12 protein-coding genes are annotated in these 18443 nt (G+C 48.0%); all 12 read right to left on the bottom strand.

What is annotated here, in order from left to right:
- Positions 1-172: 172 nt before the first annotated feature.
- The 12 genes from gcvPB to A6049_RS25400 all read right to left on the bottom strand — a co-directional run bounded on the left by gcvPB (position 173) and on the right by A6049_RS25400 (position 18257).
- Entirely contained in the window at positions 173-1741 is a 1569-nt protein-coding gene (gene gcvPB, locus A6049_RS25455) for an aminomethyl-transferring glycine dehydrogenase subunit GcvPB (RefSeq protein WP_063567330.1), read from the bottom strand.
- Between the two features lie 27 nt (positions 1742-1768).
- Positions 1769-3169, bottom strand: coding sequence for an aminomethyl-transferring glycine dehydrogenase subunit GcvPA (gcvPA, locus tag A6049_RS25450; RefSeq protein ID WP_063567329.1), 1401 nt, complete (start codon positions 3167-3169; stop codon positions 1769-1771).
- A gap of 48 nt (positions 3170-3217) precedes the next feature.
- Positions 3218-4000 (bottom strand): SDR family NAD(P)-dependent oxidoreductase, encoded by a 783-nt coding sequence (locus A6049_RS25445; protein ID WP_063567328.1) that lies wholly within the window; start codon positions 3998-4000, stop codon positions 3218-3220.
- On the bottom strand, positions 3993-7124 hold the full coding sequence (gene ebgA, locus A6049_RS25440; RefSeq protein WP_095206220.1) for a beta-galactosidase subunit alpha: 3132 nt from the start codon (positions 7122-7124) through the stop codon (positions 3993-3995). Before ebgA ends, A6049_RS25445 begins: the two co-directional genes overlap by 8 nt.
- A gap of 31 nt (positions 7125-7155) precedes the next feature.
- Positions 7156-7968: a carbohydrate ABC transporter permease gene (locus A6049_RS25435; RefSeq protein ID WP_063567327.1), complete on the bottom strand. Its 813-nt coding sequence runs from the start codon at positions 7966-7968 to the stop codon at positions 7156-7158.
- On the bottom strand, positions 7968-8954 hold the full coding sequence (locus A6049_RS25430; RefSeq protein ID WP_063567326.1) for a carbohydrate ABC transporter permease: 987 nt from the start codon (positions 8952-8954) through the stop codon (positions 7968-7970). The genes A6049_RS25435 and A6049_RS25430 overlap by 1 nt, the downstream gene beginning before the upstream one ends.
- Positions 8955-8978: 24 nt before the next feature.
- Complete coding sequence (locus tag A6049_RS25425) at positions 8979-10241, bottom strand: ABC transporter substrate-binding protein (RefSeq protein WP_063567325.1); 1263 nt, start codon at positions 10239-10241, stop codon at positions 8979-8981.
- A 129-nt stretch (positions 10242-10370) separates the two neighbouring features.
- Positions 10371-11555, bottom strand: coding sequence for a response regulator transcription factor (locus tag A6049_RS25420; protein ID WP_063567324.1), 1185 nt, complete (start codon positions 11553-11555; stop codon positions 10371-10373).
- The gene (locus A6049_RS25415; RefSeq protein ID WP_063567323.1) at positions 11533-13278 is read right to left on the bottom strand and encodes a sensor histidine kinase; all 1746 of its coding nucleotides are present in this window, start codon (positions 13276-13278) and stop codon (positions 11533-11535) included. The genes A6049_RS25420 and A6049_RS25415 overlap by 23 nt, the downstream gene beginning before the upstream one ends.
- Before the next feature lie 193 nt (positions 13279-13471).
- Positions 13472-15178, bottom strand: a complete 1707-nt coding sequence (locus A6049_RS25410; RefSeq protein ID WP_063567322.1) for an amylo-alpha-1,6-glucosidase — start codon at positions 15176-15178, stop codon at positions 13472-13474.
- A 284-nt stretch (positions 15179-15462) separates the two neighbouring features.
- A complete protein-coding gene (locus A6049_RS25405) occupies positions 15463-17391 on the bottom strand; it encodes an LTA synthase family protein (protein ID WP_063567355.1) in 1929 nt (642 codons plus the stop codon).
- Between the two features lie 368 nt (positions 17392-17759).
- A complete protein-coding gene (locus A6049_RS25400) occupies positions 17760-18257 on the bottom strand; it encodes an antibiotic biosynthesis monooxygenase family protein (protein ID WP_063567321.1) in 498 nt (165 codons plus the stop codon).
- Positions 18258-18443 lie beyond the last annotated feature (186 nt).

Genomic DNA, 18443 nt, shown 5'->3' with positions numbered 1-18443 from the left:
AGAGGAACCGGAGAAATCGTTATCTTAACTCCACTGAAAGCTATAGAATCATATTAAAGCGCCCCTCAACACGGTTGAGGGGCGCTGCTTTTCTGTCTATTTATAAAACGAGTAATATTAATGTTCCTCTATATACACAATAAGAGTAGCTACAGCGTACATGCTAATGCAGTTAGTGAAGCTCTGGCTGTGTTTTTTTCAAATATGCACGCCAAGTAATACACCATTGTTTCGGGTCGTCCAAAGATGATTCGTCATTGCGATGCACCGTACTGTTATGCGGAGCTGATTTGACGATATCTGGCTGAGTATAGGCTTCATTTGAGATATGCTCCAGCGCATGGATATATTCGTCGAGATCCTCCTTGGAATAGGATTCCGTTGGCTCCAGTGTGAACGGCTGTGGAACAATATACGGGTGATGAGAGGTCCAGTAATGCAAGCCCAAATCGCACATTCTTCGCGTAATATCCTCCGTCGTCACTCCAGTCTCATCCGTGAGCTGTTTCCAGCTGTAGCGTACCTGTTCTAAACGGCGTCCTTGGACATACGGGGCACTCGCTCCGCGTATTTGAACAATTTTATGATATAGATAGTTGTTGTTCAGCACCGCCACCTGGGCGACATCTTTCAGACCGTCCGGTCCGAGGCTCATAATCCAGGCGTAGGAGCGGAGTACAGTTTGGGCTACACCGTGAAAACTCCGTACCTTACCAATGCTGACTTCCGTTTGATCTCTCAAAATATAACGTCCGTCATCTTCCTTATCCACCAAAGGGCCGGGCATGAAATTCTTCAATTCTTCCGTCACTCCGAGAGCGCCCGTAGCAGGACCACCGCACATATGGGGCGCAGCAAAGGTTTTGTGAAGATTGAAAAAGCACATATCAAAACCCGCTTCCTTCGCTCGTGTAATTCCGAGCAGGCCATTGGCGTTAGCCTGATCATAGTAGCAGACACCACCAGCTTCGTGCACGACATCCGTAAATTCGCGGATACGATGATTGTAGATGCCTGTGTCCTCTGGATTAGCCACAACAAATCCGGCAGTCCGCTCGGAGACAACGTTCTTCAGCTTCTCAAGGTCCGGGAATCCATTCTCGTCTGGATGCAACGTAATAATCTTATATCCCTTAACCGCAGCTGTAGCGGCTTGCGAAGGATGAGAGAAGATCGTTGTAATAATCTCATCACGTTGCTCACCTTCACCGCGCGAATCATGATAGGCGCGAACGATGGAGGCCATAGCCAGAAGTGCCTGGGTTCCGCTACTCGGCTGAAAGGAGAACGCATCCATACCCGAAATCTCTCGCATTGCCAGATCGAGATTGTGGAATATCTCCAGCATCCCCTGAACAGAATCCACATCTTGTAGCGGATGAAGCTCGGTCATACGTGGATTTCGGATAAGCATTTCGTTAATCCGGGGAATATATTTCATCGTGCAGGTTCCCTGACCAATTTCCACGTTCATATCCGATCCCAGCGTTTCCTGGGATAATCTCAGATAATGCCGCAGTACCTTTGCCTGCCCGATTTCTGGCAAAGCGGGAATAGTGCGCCGCCACATGGATGCCGGTATGTTGTCTTCTGCGGAGCCTACTTCAGCTGCTACAGTCGCTTCCGTTCCCGGCGGCACGACGCCTCGCTCCCCGGGTCGGTGAAGTTCAAAGATAACGGGCTCATCCCATTTAGCTTGGTGAAACTTCCGAACCTTATGATCTCTGCGAATTCGTTTCATGGCGTTCAGTCCTCCTCTATATGATCGTTATGATGTGCTGACAATGGAACAAAGAGTATCGACAAGTCGGTCCAAATCGGCCTGGGTATGCGTTTCCGTTACGCAGTACAGTGCACATTGACCCCATGATGGGTAGGATAATGACAGATCCTTACCTCCGAAAATCCCTGTTTCCATTAATCTCTGGTTAATCTCATTAACGGTTAGACCAATTCCATTAAAATCAACAACAAACTCTTTGAAGAAGGTGCCATTTTCGAAGCGAAGAGACACACCTGGAATTCGTGATATCTGTTTTGCAGCGTAATGCGATTTCTGGATAATGGTGCTGCCAACCTCATGCATTCCGACAGGACCGAGGAGAGCCAGATATACTCCTGCCGTAATGCCCCATAAAGCGGTCTGGGTTCCTACCGATTCCTTGCCTTTCTCCCGAAGAGCGAATGATGTACGTTCATAGGCCACATCTCCGAAGCCATATTCGCCTTCCACTTCGGTTGGCACGATGCCAAATAGCCGGGAAGGGTATTCCATTACGTATTTTTCCTCATCACGTGTTGCGATAAAACCAGCCTGCCCACCGCCAAAGTTCATATGCATACCCAGCGGCTGTAAATCTCCGCAAATGATATCCGCCCCGTAACGGCCTGGAGGCTCCAGAACTCCAAGCGAAATGGGATCAACACCTACAATAGAAACGGCATTTATCTTGTGAGCCAGTTCAGATATCTCAGCCCCCTGATCCTCAATGATTCCGAGATAACCGGGATTTTCAAAATAAATCGCCGCCGTATCGTCACTTAATTTACTGCGCAGATCATCCAGATCCATTTGTCCTGTTACCTGATCGATGTCAACATACTGAATATCCATGACTGGAGTACAGTAATTACGAATAATTGCCGCCTTATCCGGGTCTACGGAACGCGGGAGCAGCACGATTTTGCGCCCTGTAATACGCCCCGCCATCCGAATCGCGGTGGAAGCTGCCTGAGCCCAGTCAAAGGTTGGAACATTTACGACATCCATGTCCACGAGCTCGGCAAGCAGGCTCTGATACTCGAATAGGGCCTGGAATCGACCATGGTCTTCATAAGGTTCTCCGGCATAGGCTGTCACGAATTCAGAACGCTGATTAATCTCGTCGCATACAGCTGGAATGAAGTGCTGCCAGCATCCTGCACCCAGAAAATTAAGATAATCTCCACTGTGCTTGTTCTTTGCTAGTAGTCCGTCAATATGTCGGCGCAATTCATACTCGTTCATGGCTGGCGGAAGGTCCATCTCCCGCTTCAGCTTCAGGCTGTCAGGGATTGCGTCGTGGAGTTGCTCCATAGACGTTAAACCAATCTCTTTCAGCATCGCGTCCCGGACCTCCGGAACGGTATTTGGGATATAGGGATGGGCATATGTTTTGTTATCAGCCACAATTAACGCCTCCGTTCATATGTTGGGAAAATGGTAATTTTTATTGTCCTAAGCGATTCCGCCTCCGTCAACAACGAGAACACTGCCTGTTACCCATGAGGATAAGTCACTCGCCAGGAACAATACGGCATTCGCGATATCACGCGGTGTACCTAGACGCTCCAGCGGTCTGCCTCCTGCAGAGGCAACCAGAAATGCTGACTCATCCTGCTGCAGCTGCTTCGCTTCGTCACGCAGGAGAGGTGTATCCGTATCCCCTGGTGATACACAGTTGACTCGAATGTTCGCTGCTCCATGGTCGATAGCCATGGCACGCGTCAGATTGACAACGCCTGCCTTTGCTGCGCAATAAGCTGCTGCGCGGTCTCCACCTTTCAGTCCCCAACCTGAGCCTGTGTTAATGATGCTGCCTCCGCCGCTAGACTCCATAATGGGAATTACATATTTAGAAAGGAGAAAGACACCTTTGAGTGAGACATCTAGTACAAGATCCCAGTCTCTTTCATCCAACTCGGTAACCGTTTTGCGGCGAATAACCCCTGCGTTATTGAACAGGACATGAATTCCTCCAAGAGCCGATTTGATCTCCGAAGCTGTGCGTTCACAATCTGCGGCAGAGGTCACGTTGCAGCAGTAAAAGCTGGCCTGGCCTCCCTGTTCACGGATACTGGCGACTGCCTCGTTACCCGCAGCCTCATTAATATCAATCAAGACAGCATGTGCCCCGAAGCTCGCTAGAAGCTCAGCGGTGGCCAGCCCAATGCCTGATGCCCCACCAGTAACGACGGCTACCTTGCCAGATAAATTCAAAACGTCCTGTGTATTAAGCATCTTTATCTTCCTCCATTTCATATTGCATCGCTTCTGTACTCATTCGGCGGCTCAGCCTTTCAGGAGAGCTATCCTCCGCCATATACGCCTGAAGCAAGATGCGGAACCGGAACGCTTCCGGTTTAACTGTATTCTCAGGCGACTGTGCTGGGCCGCAGCTGTTACTTCCCAGTCCGTTCTGTCGGTAATCCAGATTCAGAGTAATGAAATCACGAGGTGCCAAATCGCTCATATGCTGCGCCTTCTCCAGATCACCATCCGTGTAACGTCTAGCGCTGAAATCAAGCGTTGGCGCTCCTGCCGCCAGCAGACCGATTCCTGCTCCATTGGCAATCGAAACCCATCTTACATCTGTCCGATTTCCATTCTCTTGGGGATAAATATACGACGTGAACAATCCATCTACACTGCTCTGATATACGCCGAAGCGTCCGGCCTCCCGGCTATCCGAATAGCTCTCTCCCGGCCCACGGCCATACCATTTCACACGATCTATATCACCGGGAACTTTCATCTGAAGACCGATTTTCGGGAGCATAGTAGGTGGTGTTCCTTCCGGCATTCCCTTCACATCTATAATGATTAGTCCGCTTGCAGTAACCGTATAGGACGTTTCACATCGGAAGCCCCAATCGTAGACAGGAGGTGCTATGCGTGAAGTCCAAGTCATACGCACAGATGTTTCATTCAATCGATCCCAGCGGAAGTGATCTATCCGCTCGGTCAGTCGATCGAGGTGTGCCTTGCGCCAATCCGGGAGCACATACATATCGTTATCAATCGGAGCACGCCAGAAATTCAGTCGTGGTCCATGTTGAATGAGTTCCTTTCCGTTCAAGCGAAGCGACGTGACCCCTGCACGTAGACGATTAAAAGAAATACGGAAACTGTCATTCGCAAGGATTAGCTCTCGCCCTTCTTCGGTGACTGACAACTTCTGCTCTACAGACAACTGAGACAGGGAAGATACGGCTGAGGTGGAATGATTCGGCAGTGCAAACTGGGCCCAAGCCACCTCATGCCCCTGTTCCGCCCAAGCGCAGTCTGCTGCCAACGTGAATCCGACATTCAGCCACATCTCTGTACCCGGCTCGAGATGAATCGACTGTTGATCTGTCAAATTAAAATTTGGAATCAATACGTTTGCGCTATCACCCGGACTAATCTGAGGAAGTACGAGTGCACCACTGTTTATGGTTCTTCCATCAGCCGTGACGCTGTAGTGAATCTGCAGATGATCTAATGTCACGAAATCATACCGATTCGTTACGCGAATCTTTCCTGCGTCTATTAATTCGACCCTCACAGGTTCGATGATTTTCTTATATTCAATGAGCCCCGGAGAGGGGGTGCGGTCTGGGCGAACTAGTCCGTCAATAACAAAATTACTGTTATTCGGTACATCTCCGTAATCTCCACCGTAAGCGTAGTCAGCCTTGCCATCGATTGATTTTCTGCTGAGCCCATGATCGATCCATTCCCAGACAAAGCCGCCTTGAAGACGCCGATAAGTATCAAAGGTGTCAAAATACGTCCGTAACCCTCCGGGGCCATTACCCATCGCATGGGCAAATTCGCATAGAATATGCGGCTTCGGATGTTCGGTTAGCTGGCCGAATCCTTCCATTTTCTCCACGGAAGAATACATCGTGCTCACCACATCACATACTTCCGCTTCACGGTCTTCTTCATAATGGATAAGACGTGTGGAATCATTGGCTTTGCACCACTCAGACATCGCACGGAAATTGCAGCCGAAGCCCGATTCATTGCCAAGTGACCAGAAAATCACAGAAGGGTGATTCTTGTCGCGCTCCACCATACGGCGGATGCGGTCAACATAAGCATCCTTCCAAGCGGGGTCATCGCTAAGTCGTGAAATATTGCCCAGCGGCTCAAATCCATGCGTCTCCAGGTCCGTCTCTTCCATAACGTATAACCCATACTCATCACACAGATCATAGAACCGCGGGTCGTTCGGATAATGTGCTGTCCGCACCGCATTGATATTGTGCTGCTTCATCATTTGAATATCTTCGAGCATGGTGGATACCGTGACGGTTCGTCCCGTATCTGGATGATGGTCATGCCGGTTTACTCCTTTGAGAAGGATCGGTACTCCATTCACCAAGAACTGTCCATCCTTGACTTCCACACGGCGGAACCCAACTCGCTGGGCAATCGTTTCTATAACCTGATTCTTCGAATCAACCACTGAAATGATTAGATGATATAAATAAGGAGATTCAGCATTCCATAAAAAAGGCTTTGCCACAGGCAGATTGAACTCGACACTCGAAGGATGGTTTAGATTCTTCTCAGCAGACAGGATCTGCTCGCCAACGTTATTCAGCAGTTGCAACTGTACCGTGCCCTGAACTTCTTCTCCATCCAGATCTAAGCGGACCGACAGTACCGCATTGGTAAACTCTGTATCTAGCTCCGTTACAATTCGATAATCTGTAATACGGGATGCTGAAGGCTCGGAAACCAGATAGACATCCCGGAAAATGCCACTCATCCACCACATATCCTGGTCCTCCAAATAACTACCGTCAGACCACTGGTATACCCGGACCGCCAATCGGTTAATTCCCGCCTGAAGGAAAGGGGTCAGATCGAACTCTGATGTCAGGCGGCTGCCTTGGCTGTAGCCGACAAATGAACCATTCAGCCATACATGAAAGGCGCTATCTACACCGTCGAACTTAAGTGAAACAACTCTTCCGTCCCAATGGTCTGGCAGCGTAAATTCCCTTACGTAGCTACCCGTTGGATTATCATTAGGTACATGAGGAGGATCAACAGGGAATGGGTAGTCGAGATCCGTGTAATGCGGACTTCCGTATCCTTGCAACTGCCAGTGTCCAGGGACACGAATATTATCCCAACCTGAGGTGTCATATTCATTTTGATGAAAATCCTGGGGTGCTAGATCAGGCCCCTCAGCAAATTGGAATTTCCAAATACCATTCAGCGATTTGAACCAAGGAGAGCTTCCTCTGTCATAGCTCAGAGCACTTTCTTTATTGGAATGAGGAATAAAATAGGAGCGACTCTTCGCACGATTTCTCTCCAGCACGCTGAGGTTATCCCAGTCGCGCTCAATGTTCATAACAGTCATGATCGTCATTCCTTTCCTCTATCTGTGTGTCCTAACCTTTAATACCTGTCGTGGCAATTCCGCCGACAATGTAACGCTGAGCGAAGAAGAAAATCGCAAGTGGTGGAATCGAAATTAAGCAGGTGATGGCCATGATGGATTGCATATCAACACCGTACATGCCCTTAAATTGAGATAGGCCTAACGTTAACGTATATTTCGTCTGATCATTTAGGAAAATGAGAGGCCCCAGATAGTCATTCCAACAACTCATGAACTGGAATACGGAGACCAGGATCAGCGAAGGTCCCATTAGCGGCACGATGATTCGTAGCAGAATCGTCATTTTACTAGCGCCGTCAATCGTCGCTGCTTCATCCAGCTCCCGGGGGAGGGTCATAATGAACTGCCGCAACAAAAAGATATAATAGGCAGATCCGAACCACGATGGAATAATCAGCGGTTTGAGTGTGTTAATCCAACCCAAATAGTTAAACTCCATATACTGCGGAATCATCGTTACTTCCCAAGGGATCATCATGGTTGCCAGAACGACAAGAAACAGGAAATCACGCCCCTTGAACTGGAATCTGGCGAAGCCGTAAGCGACGAGCGTACAGGATATCAGCTGTCCAAGGGTGGATAAGACCGTAACGATCAGTGTGTTTTTCAAAAATAAATTAAAGGGCTGAATGTTCCATGCCTCTGCGAAGTTACTGAATTTCCAATCGGACGGAATCCATTTGGGAGGAAACAGATAAAGCTCCTGCGGTGATTTCAGTGCCGTGGTCACCGCCCAGAACAGTGGGGCGATGAACAGCAGTGAGAACCCAATCAGCAACGTGTATGCAACTATTTTTTTCATCAGGACCGCCCCCTTGTACTGGCTTTAAGTTTCTTCTGCGGCTGCTTTTTCATTTCACCTTCATAGAACACCCAGGCTTCCGAAGATTTGAATACCAGAAATGTCAAGGTAAGCACGATCAGAAACATAAACCAGGCGTTGGCAGCAGAGTAACCCATCTTAAAATATTTGAAAGCGTTCTCATACATGTACATCGCATAGAAATAGGTTGATTTCATTGGCCCGCCTCCCGTAAGTAGCAGGGCGAGAGTTAACTGCTGGAATGCTGCAATAATCGATGTGATGAGATTGAACAGAATGGTTGGCGTAATCATCGGAATGGTTACACTCAAGAACTTTCGGATTTTACCTGCACCGTCGATGGAAGCCGATTCGTACAGGTCCTTAGGAATGCCTTTAAGTCCAGCTAGGAAAATAAGCATCATCGATCCTTGTCCCCAGAGGCTGGCAACGACCATTGCAACAAGCGACCAGTTTGTATCATTCAGCCAATCGGGCCCTTGAATACCCAGGACAGACAAGAAGTAGTTCAGAATTCCATAGTCTCCGCTGTATACCCAGGACCAGATCATAGCAAGCGCAACACCTGAAATTACAGAGGGGAGATAAAATGCCGTACGGAAAATGGCGCTTCCTTTAACCCTTTGATTGAGCAGCATGGCAAGTCCGAGTGCGACTATAATATTGAGCGGAACGAAGAGGGCTGCAAATTTCAAAGTTACAAATAAAGATTTCCAAAAAAGCGGATCATTCGAAAACATCTCTACGTAGTTGTCTAGCCCGATAAAAGTTACCTTACCGACGATTGGCCAATCAAAAAATGAAATGACCAATGAGAACAGCAGGGGGCCTAAAGTGAAGAAAACAAATCCAAATATCCAAGGGAAGATAAAGAGGTAGGGTGCAAGCCCACCCCATCTACGTTTTTTCAAGGCCTTAAGGGTAGCTGTCGGTTCTGATGTATTCTGCAGGTAGGTCTGAGCCATCTCCTAACCTTCTTTCTACAAGTGTTATTTCAAAAATCGCTCGCTGTCCTTAACCGCCTGATTCAGCGCTTCTTGGGCATTGCTGCCGTGCATAACTGCTTCCACTGCAGCCGACAGCTGTCGGTTCACTTCATTCCACTTCGGATTGAGTAGAAATGCAGGTGTATTGTCCGAACGCTCAAGCATGGTGTAATAAGGTTTGTAGAGCGGGTCCTGATCCTTCTTGAGTTCGTTTACAACACTTTGTCGTACTGGCAGGTCAGCAACACGCATTTTGATCGATTCATTGGAGACATAGAATTTAACGAATTCCCATGCCAGATCTTTGTGCTTAGAGTCTTTAGCAATAGACAAGGCAGATTCTGCAAGTACACCTTTAACCGGTTTGCCTGGAAAAGCCGGAATTTCGACCGTACCTACATCAACTCCCGCTTGTTTGAATGATTCGAGCGGCCAGATTCCGCTTTCCCACATGGCGATCTTACCGCCTTTAAAGATATCATCACCGCTTTGCTGGCCTTTACCACCTGTAAGCACGGCGGTGCCGTCCTTCACCATATCACCAAACATTTGGATGGCTTCAGCGGTTTCTTTACTGTTCATGTAGCCCTCGATGGTTTTACCATCTGGGGAAATAAAGGAGCCACCGTTGCTCCAGACAAAGCCCTGCAAGTCATACGTATCATTCTCGGCACGTGCACCGAAACCGTACTGCTTCTTAGATGGATCCGTCAGCTTTTTAGCGATATCCTGGAAATCGCTCCATTCCCATCCGTCTTTAGGATAAGGGACACCGGCAGCATCAAAGAGCTTTTTGTTATAATAGACGACACGAGTCGTGAAGCCGGCCGGAATGCCGTATAACTTATCGTCAATTTTTCCATAGTTGAACAATCCTTTGTAAAAATCATCTATCTTCAGGTCTTTATCTTTTTCTGCAAAGTCATCCAGTGGTTCAAGAGATTGATGGTAAGTAGGGAAGTCCCACATGTACATGACGTCTGGCGGGTTGCCCGCTCCAAAGCCTGCGGCAAGCTTCTGGTCAAATCCGTCCGCATAGGCCTCAACCTGCACCTTTGTACCGGGATGTTCTGCTTCAAACTTCTTGGCGATATCCTGCTCAATTTTGAGCGCGTCTCCCGTATCCCAGGTTGCAAAACGAAGCGTCTTCGTCTGATCCGAACCGCCGTTCTCCGGATTGGCTGTTCCAGCGTTACCGCTGCATGCAGACAGTATAGATACCATCAGCGTCGTTGCAAGGACAATGAGTGAAATTCTTTTTTTCATATTGTCAGCTCCCAGTCAGTGAGGTTTATAATAATTGAACCGCTTTCATCGTAACGCGAATGAAAGCGGTTCAAAACGTGTATCTATTCGAATGTTGTTGTGATTTTGTTCGAATTATTGAAGCAGGTGTCAATCTGTTCGAGAGCTGTCGTCTTTTTGTTGGGCACGGTAATGACTCGGTGTCTGACCCGTACAGCGTTTGAACCATTTGCTAAAATATTTGCTGTCTCCTAGTCCTGTTCGCTCCGCAATTTCCTGCATAGTTAGATGTGTATCCCGCAGTAGGCCATATGCAAGGCGCAGTTTCCGTTTATATTGGAAGGCAATGAAGCTATCGCCGACAGCCTTCTTAAAGAGAATGGAGAAATGACTGCGGCTGAGCCCAACCTCTTCCGCCAGTTCGCTGGCTGACCAGTCAGCTGCGGGATTAGCATACAGTAGATTCACGGCTTTCCAGATCGGATCTGGCCAATGATTTACGGATATCCCATACAGCTTCTCTAGCTCAGCTTCTTTATGAAGGTTTTGGAACGCCTGCTTCAGATCATCGCTGTGGAGCAAGGATTCTTTACGAGTCCACTTCAACTGACTGCATTTGCTCTTACTCTCTACCAGCAGGCTTTCTGCAGACCCTCGCAGCGTATCAGGAACGATCCAATAGTAGTATTCTTCTCCATAAGGAATGATCGTACCCTTGCGCATACTGCGGTCATTCTTCTCAGCTTCTTGTAGTAGCTCGGTCCAAGATGCTCCGCATTCTGCCGCTCGAATCAGATATATCAACAGCGGCTGACCGTTAACATGCGATTGACCGCCATGCAGCTTCTCCAGCTCCTCTGGAAATTTACAGCTATGTCCGTTCAGCCATGCAAAGAGCAGTGTTTCCATACGCACTTCATCTTTTGGGGAGGGGGGAGCGGAGACAGACAGTTCCTGCTGGAACTTCTTTAACATGTCTTCAAGTTCTTCGTCCTCAAAAGCGGTTTTCAAAAGATATCCGGAGGCCCCAAGTTGAATTCCCTGCTGTGCGTATTCAAAGTCGCGGTGACAACTGAGCAGAATTATTTTGGTCTTCGCCGCCATCTCCTTTATCTTGCGAGACAGCTCGATGCCATCCATCTCTGGCATTACAATATCTGTTATTACAATTTCAGGCTGATGCTCCAGGAAGGCTTCCCAGGCTTTTTGTCCATTGGGCGCGTCAGCTATAACTTCCATTCCATATTTCTCCCAAGCTACGGTCGAACGTAGGCCTTTCCGTACAATACTCTCATCATCTGCAATCAGCACCTTAATTCTCTTTGCTGTATCCATCCGGACGCTCCTCCTCTTTGGGCCAATGAATGACAATCGCTGTACCTTCACCCTTAGTCGAAAATACCGTAAGCCCGTACTGCGGGCCGAAATGCAGTTTGAATTTCTGGTCTGCGTTCTGGACGCCTAATCCTCCGCGTCCACGACGTTTTGGATCTGGAACAAGCAAACGCTCCCGTTTTTCTTCTGTCATACCTGCTCCATTATCCCGGAGAGTCAGCAGAAGTTCATTTTTTTCCACGGTGACATCGAGCTTGATTACACCTATTCCATCCGTGAAGCCGTGGAAAAATATATTTTCAAACAGCGGCTGTAGAGTCATACGCGGGATCAGATACTGCTTCAGTGAGTCCTCGCAATTCAGCTCATAGCTGAACACATTTCCGTACCTGATCTCCTGAATTTTCAGGAAATGCTCAATCATGCGTAGTTCTCTGCCCACCGTGATCAGTTCCTGCGATATATCCAGATTTCCTTCCAGCACCATCGTTAAGTGATATAACATCTGACGGATATCATCAGCCCCTTCCAGACGGGCCTTCCACTGAATGGAGTTCAACGTATTGAACAGCAGGTGGGGGTTAATTTGATAATGGAAAGCCTTCAGTTCTGCTTCCTTCTTGAGTCTTTCGCTCTGTTCCACTTCTTGTACAAGCGATTGAACGCCACTTACCATCCGGTTAAAACTCATATCAAGGCTACCTAGCTCATCTCTGCCTTCGATCGGCATCCGTGTATCCAACTTACCGAAGCTGACTTTCTGCATCGAATCCTTTAGCGTGCGAATACGAGCTGTAAACCTCGACGAGAACAGATAGGCGAATCCAAAGGCAAGCAGACATGAAATAACGGCCACGACAATGGTATTCGACCGAATAATGCCCGAGGACAGGTAGAAGGCTTTGGCAGGTAATCTCGCTTCTATGGTCCACTGGTTCACGGCAAGCGTCCGAATCCATGTAATATCACTATCCTTCTTCGTAAAATTGGGTGCGCTTTCATATATAATTCTTCCGTCCGAAGCTTTAATGGTCAGATGCGACTTCGTATCTGTCTCAAACAGCTTGAACATATGGATCAGTTCCTGCGCATTCTCCTCTATGAGTATGGTGCTGCCGTTTTGCGTTCCGTTGGAATTATGAATCGGAACAGCGAGTCCAAGGACGGGAAGATTCGAATCGTCCGAGCTGCTCATTGCGTGATTTTGCATATAAAAGCCTAGCCAGTATAGTCCTTTATAAGAAGCCGGTTTTGTCTTCCATTCTGGCATATTTCTCAGCTTGGCAACATCCAAATTGTTCTCTCCATAATAATAGCCTGAGGGCGTAATGATATAGATTCCTGCGGTTTGGTCTGTCCACAGCGATTTCAGTAGGGCTTCAAAGTCATTCTTCTCAATGATTTCGCTATAGCTTACAGGTGCTTGATTCCTTAGATCGGTATGGGCGGGATCAAGCAAATACGAATAGATCGTTTCACTCATTTGTTTCATTCGGCTTAAAGATGAGCTCGTTTGTTGCTCCAACTGCGCTACAGCATTTTCACCATATTTGCCAAACTGAGAATTAATGATTTTGGCCGATTGGTAATAGGACAATGCACCAAGCGAGAGCAGTGGAATCAGAGTCACGATGAGAAAACAGAAGAGCAGCTTGGTCCGTATACTGCGGTAGGAACCAGAGAAAATGCGTTTATTAAGCTGCCTGATCCATTGGATGTTCATAAACGGCTTCCCCTCTCGCTATAACTACATCTACCTGCATTCTAGCATGGACAGGTAGCCTATAGAAGAATCCAATCATTTAATGGTAACGCTTTCAATTTGTTGTTTGCAAATAAAATTTTTCGAGGAAACGGGAAAAGCACCTCCCCGGAAAGCTGTTTAAAACAGCAGCCAGAGACGTGCAATATTGGTTTTAGATTGTGTACTCGTGCCCCAGAACCAGGAACACACTCGATGTCCATGTGAATGCCCTGTCACGTAGGCCTTCACCAGTCAGCGCATCGAAGTTCTCCGCCATACCACTCCGGTTAAGCATATTGCAGAAGCGGCGGGATACTTCCCGAGCCAGTTCCAGGTCACCGGCTGCAGCTACGCCCTCCACGAGCAGCATGGTTGATGGAGCCCAGATCGGTCCACGCCAGTACCCGTCTGGTATATAGTAAGGGCTGCTTATGCTCTCGGTCGCCCAACCATTTTCCGTTAGGAAGCGATTCTCTTCCCGCAACCCTTTTAGAAGAAGATCTCTGATGGGTTCAGGCAGGCGTTTGCCCAGTAGAATCGGAACGAATAACAGCAGACTATCTCCAGCTGAAGGCTCATGTGTACCTGAACGTAAGGAGATAAATCTATCCTCTTTCCAGAAGTGGCTGATCATCTTCTCCAGCGTATCATCCGCCAGTTTTCTCCATTCCGAAGATTCCTTCGTAAGCCCAAGCAACCCAGCAATTTCAGCCAGAAGCTCTGTCTGGATAATCAGAAAGGCAGCTAAATCCGGACTTTCTACGGGAATTCCATTATTAAACGCGGTGCTGTTATCCCAACCGGAATCATTACCGTGGTTATATTGGGGAATCCCATCACCATCATCATCACGATACCTGAACCACCATTTCGTCCACTTGGACAATGGGCTGTACACTTCACGAAGCTGCGCCTCGCGAATATAATCCGTACGTTGCATCATCCAAGCCAGTGTCCATCCGTGAATAGGAGGTTTGTTGCAGTTCCACAGTTCATATTTATCGTTCACAAAGTCAGGAATTAATCCACTCTCATCTTGCCGATCAAAAAAGATCATGAACTGGTCCCACGCAAGCTTTGGATCATGGCGAACAAGCGCCATCGCATTGAAACAGTGGTCCCAGCTCCATATATTCGTCATCCAGTTCTTCGACATATACATAGCTGGACGCGTCAGACAACCCTCCGCCGGAACGAGGCAGGACCAAGTAATGTAAGCCGCAAGCTCCCGCGCATCCTGCCAGCGATCAGGGATCGCAAGACTGCTGTCCAGCCACTGGCTGAATTCAGTCCGAACCGCTTTTACGTCATCATCAAAGGAATCCCATTGTGGGCGAGGCTCCCATACTGTGCGGAACTCCTCAACGGCAAACTCAGCTGTATTCGTGTCTGTATCCGGATTGAACTCTGCGATTACGCGTGAGCTCTTGATTTTATCCCACGGCACTTCCAGCTTCATGTCGCCTACAATTCCAGTCAGCATGAAGCGGCATTCATGGGTGAAGCTATTTACTTCCCAGCTGTTTTTATTGACCTCATATGCATAATCATAAGTTGAGGGGATAAAGGTCAATCTGATCCCGCACCCTTTCGAGCGGAAGCGGACCGTGCAGCTATCCGAAATACAGATTTCGGCAAAGATTGCGGGCTCTGGTGAATTCAGCCGGACAGTTTCTGGAGAAGCTTCTGCTGTGAATGGAATCGTCTGATTCTGCTGATCCAACAGTTCAATACGGAACGCCTCGCCAAATTTATCATCCCCACCCCGCACAGTTCGTAGGTAGAGGCCCTGCTGTCTATTCTTGCCTTCAGGCAGAAGAGAGACGGCAAGGAACGACTCTCTGCGACTGAAGGGTACAAAGTTCAGATCGAATTTCATAATTCTCCTCCTTCAACAAGGAATAATACGCTTTCATTGTAAACCGCTCCTCAAGGAACAGGAACGTCCAGGTGTCTTCACTAAAGAGGGGAATTTGTTGGCAATGGATGATTCGGGTGGTTATAGGTGTCTTTTTGTTAGATGATTGGGGAGAAAGTGTTAGATATAGAGGTTAGAAGGAATGGAAAGAGCCCATGAATCAGGTCGTTTTAGACCTTTCATGGGCTCTTGTCTTTTTTCATGATGAATTAAAAGTGAAAGATAATTTCATTGTGCATGTTGTATCATTTCACTGCATTTCGATTCGGTAACTGACTCAGATAACTGTTGGATAAGTGGAGAAGATCCAAAGCCCGTTCGTACTGTTCTTTCGTAATAAATTCGGAAGAGGTAGATCCCTCTTCGGTTGGTATGGCAGATGCGGGCACGGCCGGTTCATCCTCCAGACTGTTCGGAATCGTCCCCTTCTCCTGATCAAGCTCTGCCGAGACGACATCCTGTCTCCCGGCATCCGCAAGGGAGTAATGAGTACCGTCACCGTACCCCGTCTCAGGAACGAACAGTGAAGCATCGTTCAGTACGGAACCGGAGGGCAGATAATAGCGCTCTGGCAGCAGATTATTTCCATCACGCAGCAAATCCTGCCCAAAATACAGTTGGTTCTGGAGAGAGGCACCGGTCAACCCGGCGATCGTTGGCAGAATATCCACCTGTCCTCCGATCTGTTCCAGTTGAGCAGCCGGCGTGATGCCAGGAGCCGTGACGATAAGTGGAATATTAATCATGTCCGCAGACGTGTACTCCCGACCGTAGATTTCCTGCATGAGCTTCTCGTCAGTCCGATCCAGCGAGTAGATAGGCAGACCCAGATGGTCACCGTAAACGACCAGCACGCTATTTTCCCATAGTCCACGTTCCTTAAGTCCCTCAATAAATTGTCCCACCGCCTGATCGGCATAATGCTGGGATACAAGATAATCCCCGGGCAACGTATTAACGTACCGTTCCGGCAACGTCAGACTTTTCTTATCTTCTGGTAGATGGTAAGGATGGTGTGCAGACATGGATATGATTTGTGCATAGAAAGGTGATCCCGTGTCCTGCATGGCCTCGAGTTTGTCGAGCGTTTTGCTGTACAATACTTCATCTGATGCCGAGAAGGCGATGGAATCCTCTGTTCCGAAATAATTTATGTCATAATACTGATCAAATCCAAGCGCCTTGTATAACTGATCGCGATTCCAGAAGTGCACATCATTTGTATGGAATGTGGCTGTCTGGTAACCGTTCGCGGACATCAGTCTGGGCAGACTTGGCAATTCCTTATTGGCATAGACGGTAGCTGCGGCCCCGTTGGGCGGTGTATAAAACGATGTATTCACGACAAACTCGGCATCCGACGTGTTTCCCTGTCCCACTTGCTGATAAAAGTTGGGGAAATACAGGCTTTGCCCTGCCAACTTATTCAGATTGGGTGTAACTTCCTGTCCGTCCACCTGCAATCCGATCAGGAAGTTCTGGAATGATTCGAGCTGGAGGACAATGACGTTTCGTCCCTTGGCTGCACCCTCCTCCACAACAGCGGGTAGTGCTGTCGTTTGTTTAATCTCGTCGATATGATTCTGATCGATTTGATCAAAGGGCACGGGTTTGTCAGGCCGATCAGCCAGGATGGTGTACGCTTCGTAACCGAGAATCCCCATCTGCTCCGCCTGTGTAATCTCGCTCATACTCGCCCGATTGGGGTATATGTTGAGCATGCACAGCATCATCGACAGAATCAGAATGACTGAGGCAATCCGTCTTCTGGCCCTTCGTTCAAGCGGCACTCTGCCTGGACGTTCGGTCCCGCCGAGCTTGATCCGCCGACGAATCAGAATCCCCGTGATAACCAGAATATCTGCAAAAATAAACAAATAATACGGATCGAGCAAAGAGAACATGCTGCTCTTGACCGAGGTTACCTGATTAACCTGTGCGAGCGCGTGATAATTAACAATAACACCATAATATTTGTAATACATGATCGCTGCGAAGAAGATGCCCGATAGCAACAGATTTAGTCCGAGATAGAGCCACATCCGGCGTTTGGCTGCGAACCATTCAATCAGACAGAAGCAGATCCAGATCAGCGGCAACTCTGTCAGTAGCGGTTTCCAGACGGGGATGTCATCGAAGATCACAATCCAGGCCAGAGAGCTTTTGATCATCATAATAACGGTGAACACTATAAACGGTCCGCTTAGAAACCGGGTGAGTGAATTGCGTGACAAGTTACCGCCTTCCTTCCTTTCCGAAGTTTCATTTAACAAGTATTATGCTATCTCATGGTATGTCGTGTCAAAAGCACCGAACTTCTGGGTTGCTCATTTCTTTCAATTATTGGAAAAAGGAGAGAGGAGCTTGGGATCATTCTTGACCTCACGTATACAAAAAGCCCCTTCCATTGAAGAAGAGGCGGAAGGGGTTATCATTTTAAAGTACAAATAATTAAATGATGCTTGTCCAAAGTGTGATCACAGTATATCTGTAAACTTGCATACAGATTCTGGAGCACAAAAACAAGTTTGCTCCCGTTCGTTTACTCTATGGTGAATGTCGTGACGAATGAAGGTCTTGGAAACATGGTGGGCTTCTGTGCGGTCAGCCCTTCACTCGTGCTGCGGTTGCGGTGAGCATGGTTATAGGCTTGGGACTGCTGCCAGTTCTTGAAATGATCCTCGGACTGCCAAAGTGTAAGTACGACATACGTATCGTCCTTTAAAGGACGAAGCACACGAATGCCGACAAAGCCGGGTTCATCCTCCACTTTGCGCGCACGGTTCTTGAAACGTTCCTCGAAGTCATTCCGTCCATCTTCGGATACGGGTATATTGTTCAGAACGGCATAACCGCCGCCTGTCCAGGAGCCTGCGGCATCGAAGGTTTCATACGCCGCTACGTTGTCATCGGACTCGATGTTCATCAGACGTTCTGTCGATTCAATGGCCAAACGAACCTGTTCCTCGCTGCGCAAAGTCAGATGCGGATATGCAGCAAGTGCATCCGGAATTGGTGAAGGAACCAAATAGATATACATAGAAGATGCCTCCTTATTTACGTACATTCTATATAAGTTTAACTACACTTTTACACGAGAACGTAGAGGACAGAAATAAGCTGGAGAAGCGAAGCGTTCGCCTTTATCCCCGGATGTTTACCTTTGTGAAAATGAATTAAAAAATCTGGGGATAACAGCGATCGGAAGATTGTTCTGTCATCGGAG

Source organism: Paenibacillus sp. O199 (assembly GCF_001636635.1).
Classification (GTDB): Bacteria; Bacillota; Bacilli; order Paenibacillales; family Paenibacillaceae; genus Paenibacillus; species Paenibacillus marchantiae.
Note: the sequence above shows the minus strand (reverse complement) of the source record. Positions and strands in the feature narration are given on the sequence as shown.

Excerpts from the sequence above, each read along its gene's own strand:
- A6049_RS25415 (WP_063567323.1), bottom strand. The coding sequence starts at position 13,278 with ATGAACATCCAATGGATCAGGCAGCTTAATAAACGCATTTTCTCTGGT.
- A6049_RS25405 (WP_063567355.1), bottom strand. The coding sequence starts at position 17,391 with ATGATGATCAAAAGCTCTCTGGCCTGGATTGTGATCTTCGATGACATC.
- ebgA (WP_095206220.1), bottom strand. The coding sequence starts at position 7,124 with ATGACTGTTATGAACATTGAGCGCGACTGGGATAACCTCAGCGTGCTG.
- gcvPB (WP_063567330.1), bottom strand. The coding sequence starts at position 1,741 with ATGAAACGAATTCGCAGAGATCATAAGGTTCGGAAGTTTCACCAAGCT.
- A6049_RS25425 (WP_063567325.1), bottom strand. The coding sequence starts at position 10,241 with ATGAAAAAAAGAATTTCACTCATTGTCCTTGCAACGACGCTGATGGTA.
- A6049_RS25435 (WP_063567327.1), bottom strand. The coding sequence starts at position 7,968 with ATGAAAAAAATAGTTGCATACACGTTGCTGATTGGGTTCTCACTGCTG.
- A6049_RS25430 (WP_063567326.1), bottom strand. The coding sequence starts at position 8,954 with ATGGCTCAGACCTACCTGCAGAATACATCAGAACCGACAGCTACCCTT.
- A6049_RS25420 (WP_063567324.1), bottom strand. The coding sequence starts at position 11,555 with ATGGATACAGCAAAGAGAATTAAGGTGCTGATTGCAGATGATGAGAGT.
- A6049_RS25410 (WP_063567322.1), bottom strand. The coding sequence starts at position 15,178 with ATGAAATTCGATCTGAACTTTGTACCCTTCAGTCGCAGAGAGTCGTTC.
- A6049_RS25400 (WP_063567321.1), bottom strand. The coding sequence starts at position 18,257 with ATGTATATCTATTTGGTTCCTTCACCAATTCCGGATGCACTTGCTGCA.
- A6049_RS25445 (WP_063567328.1), bottom strand. The coding sequence starts at position 4,000 with ATGCTTAATACACAGGACGTTTTGAATTTATCTGGCAAGGTAGCCGTC.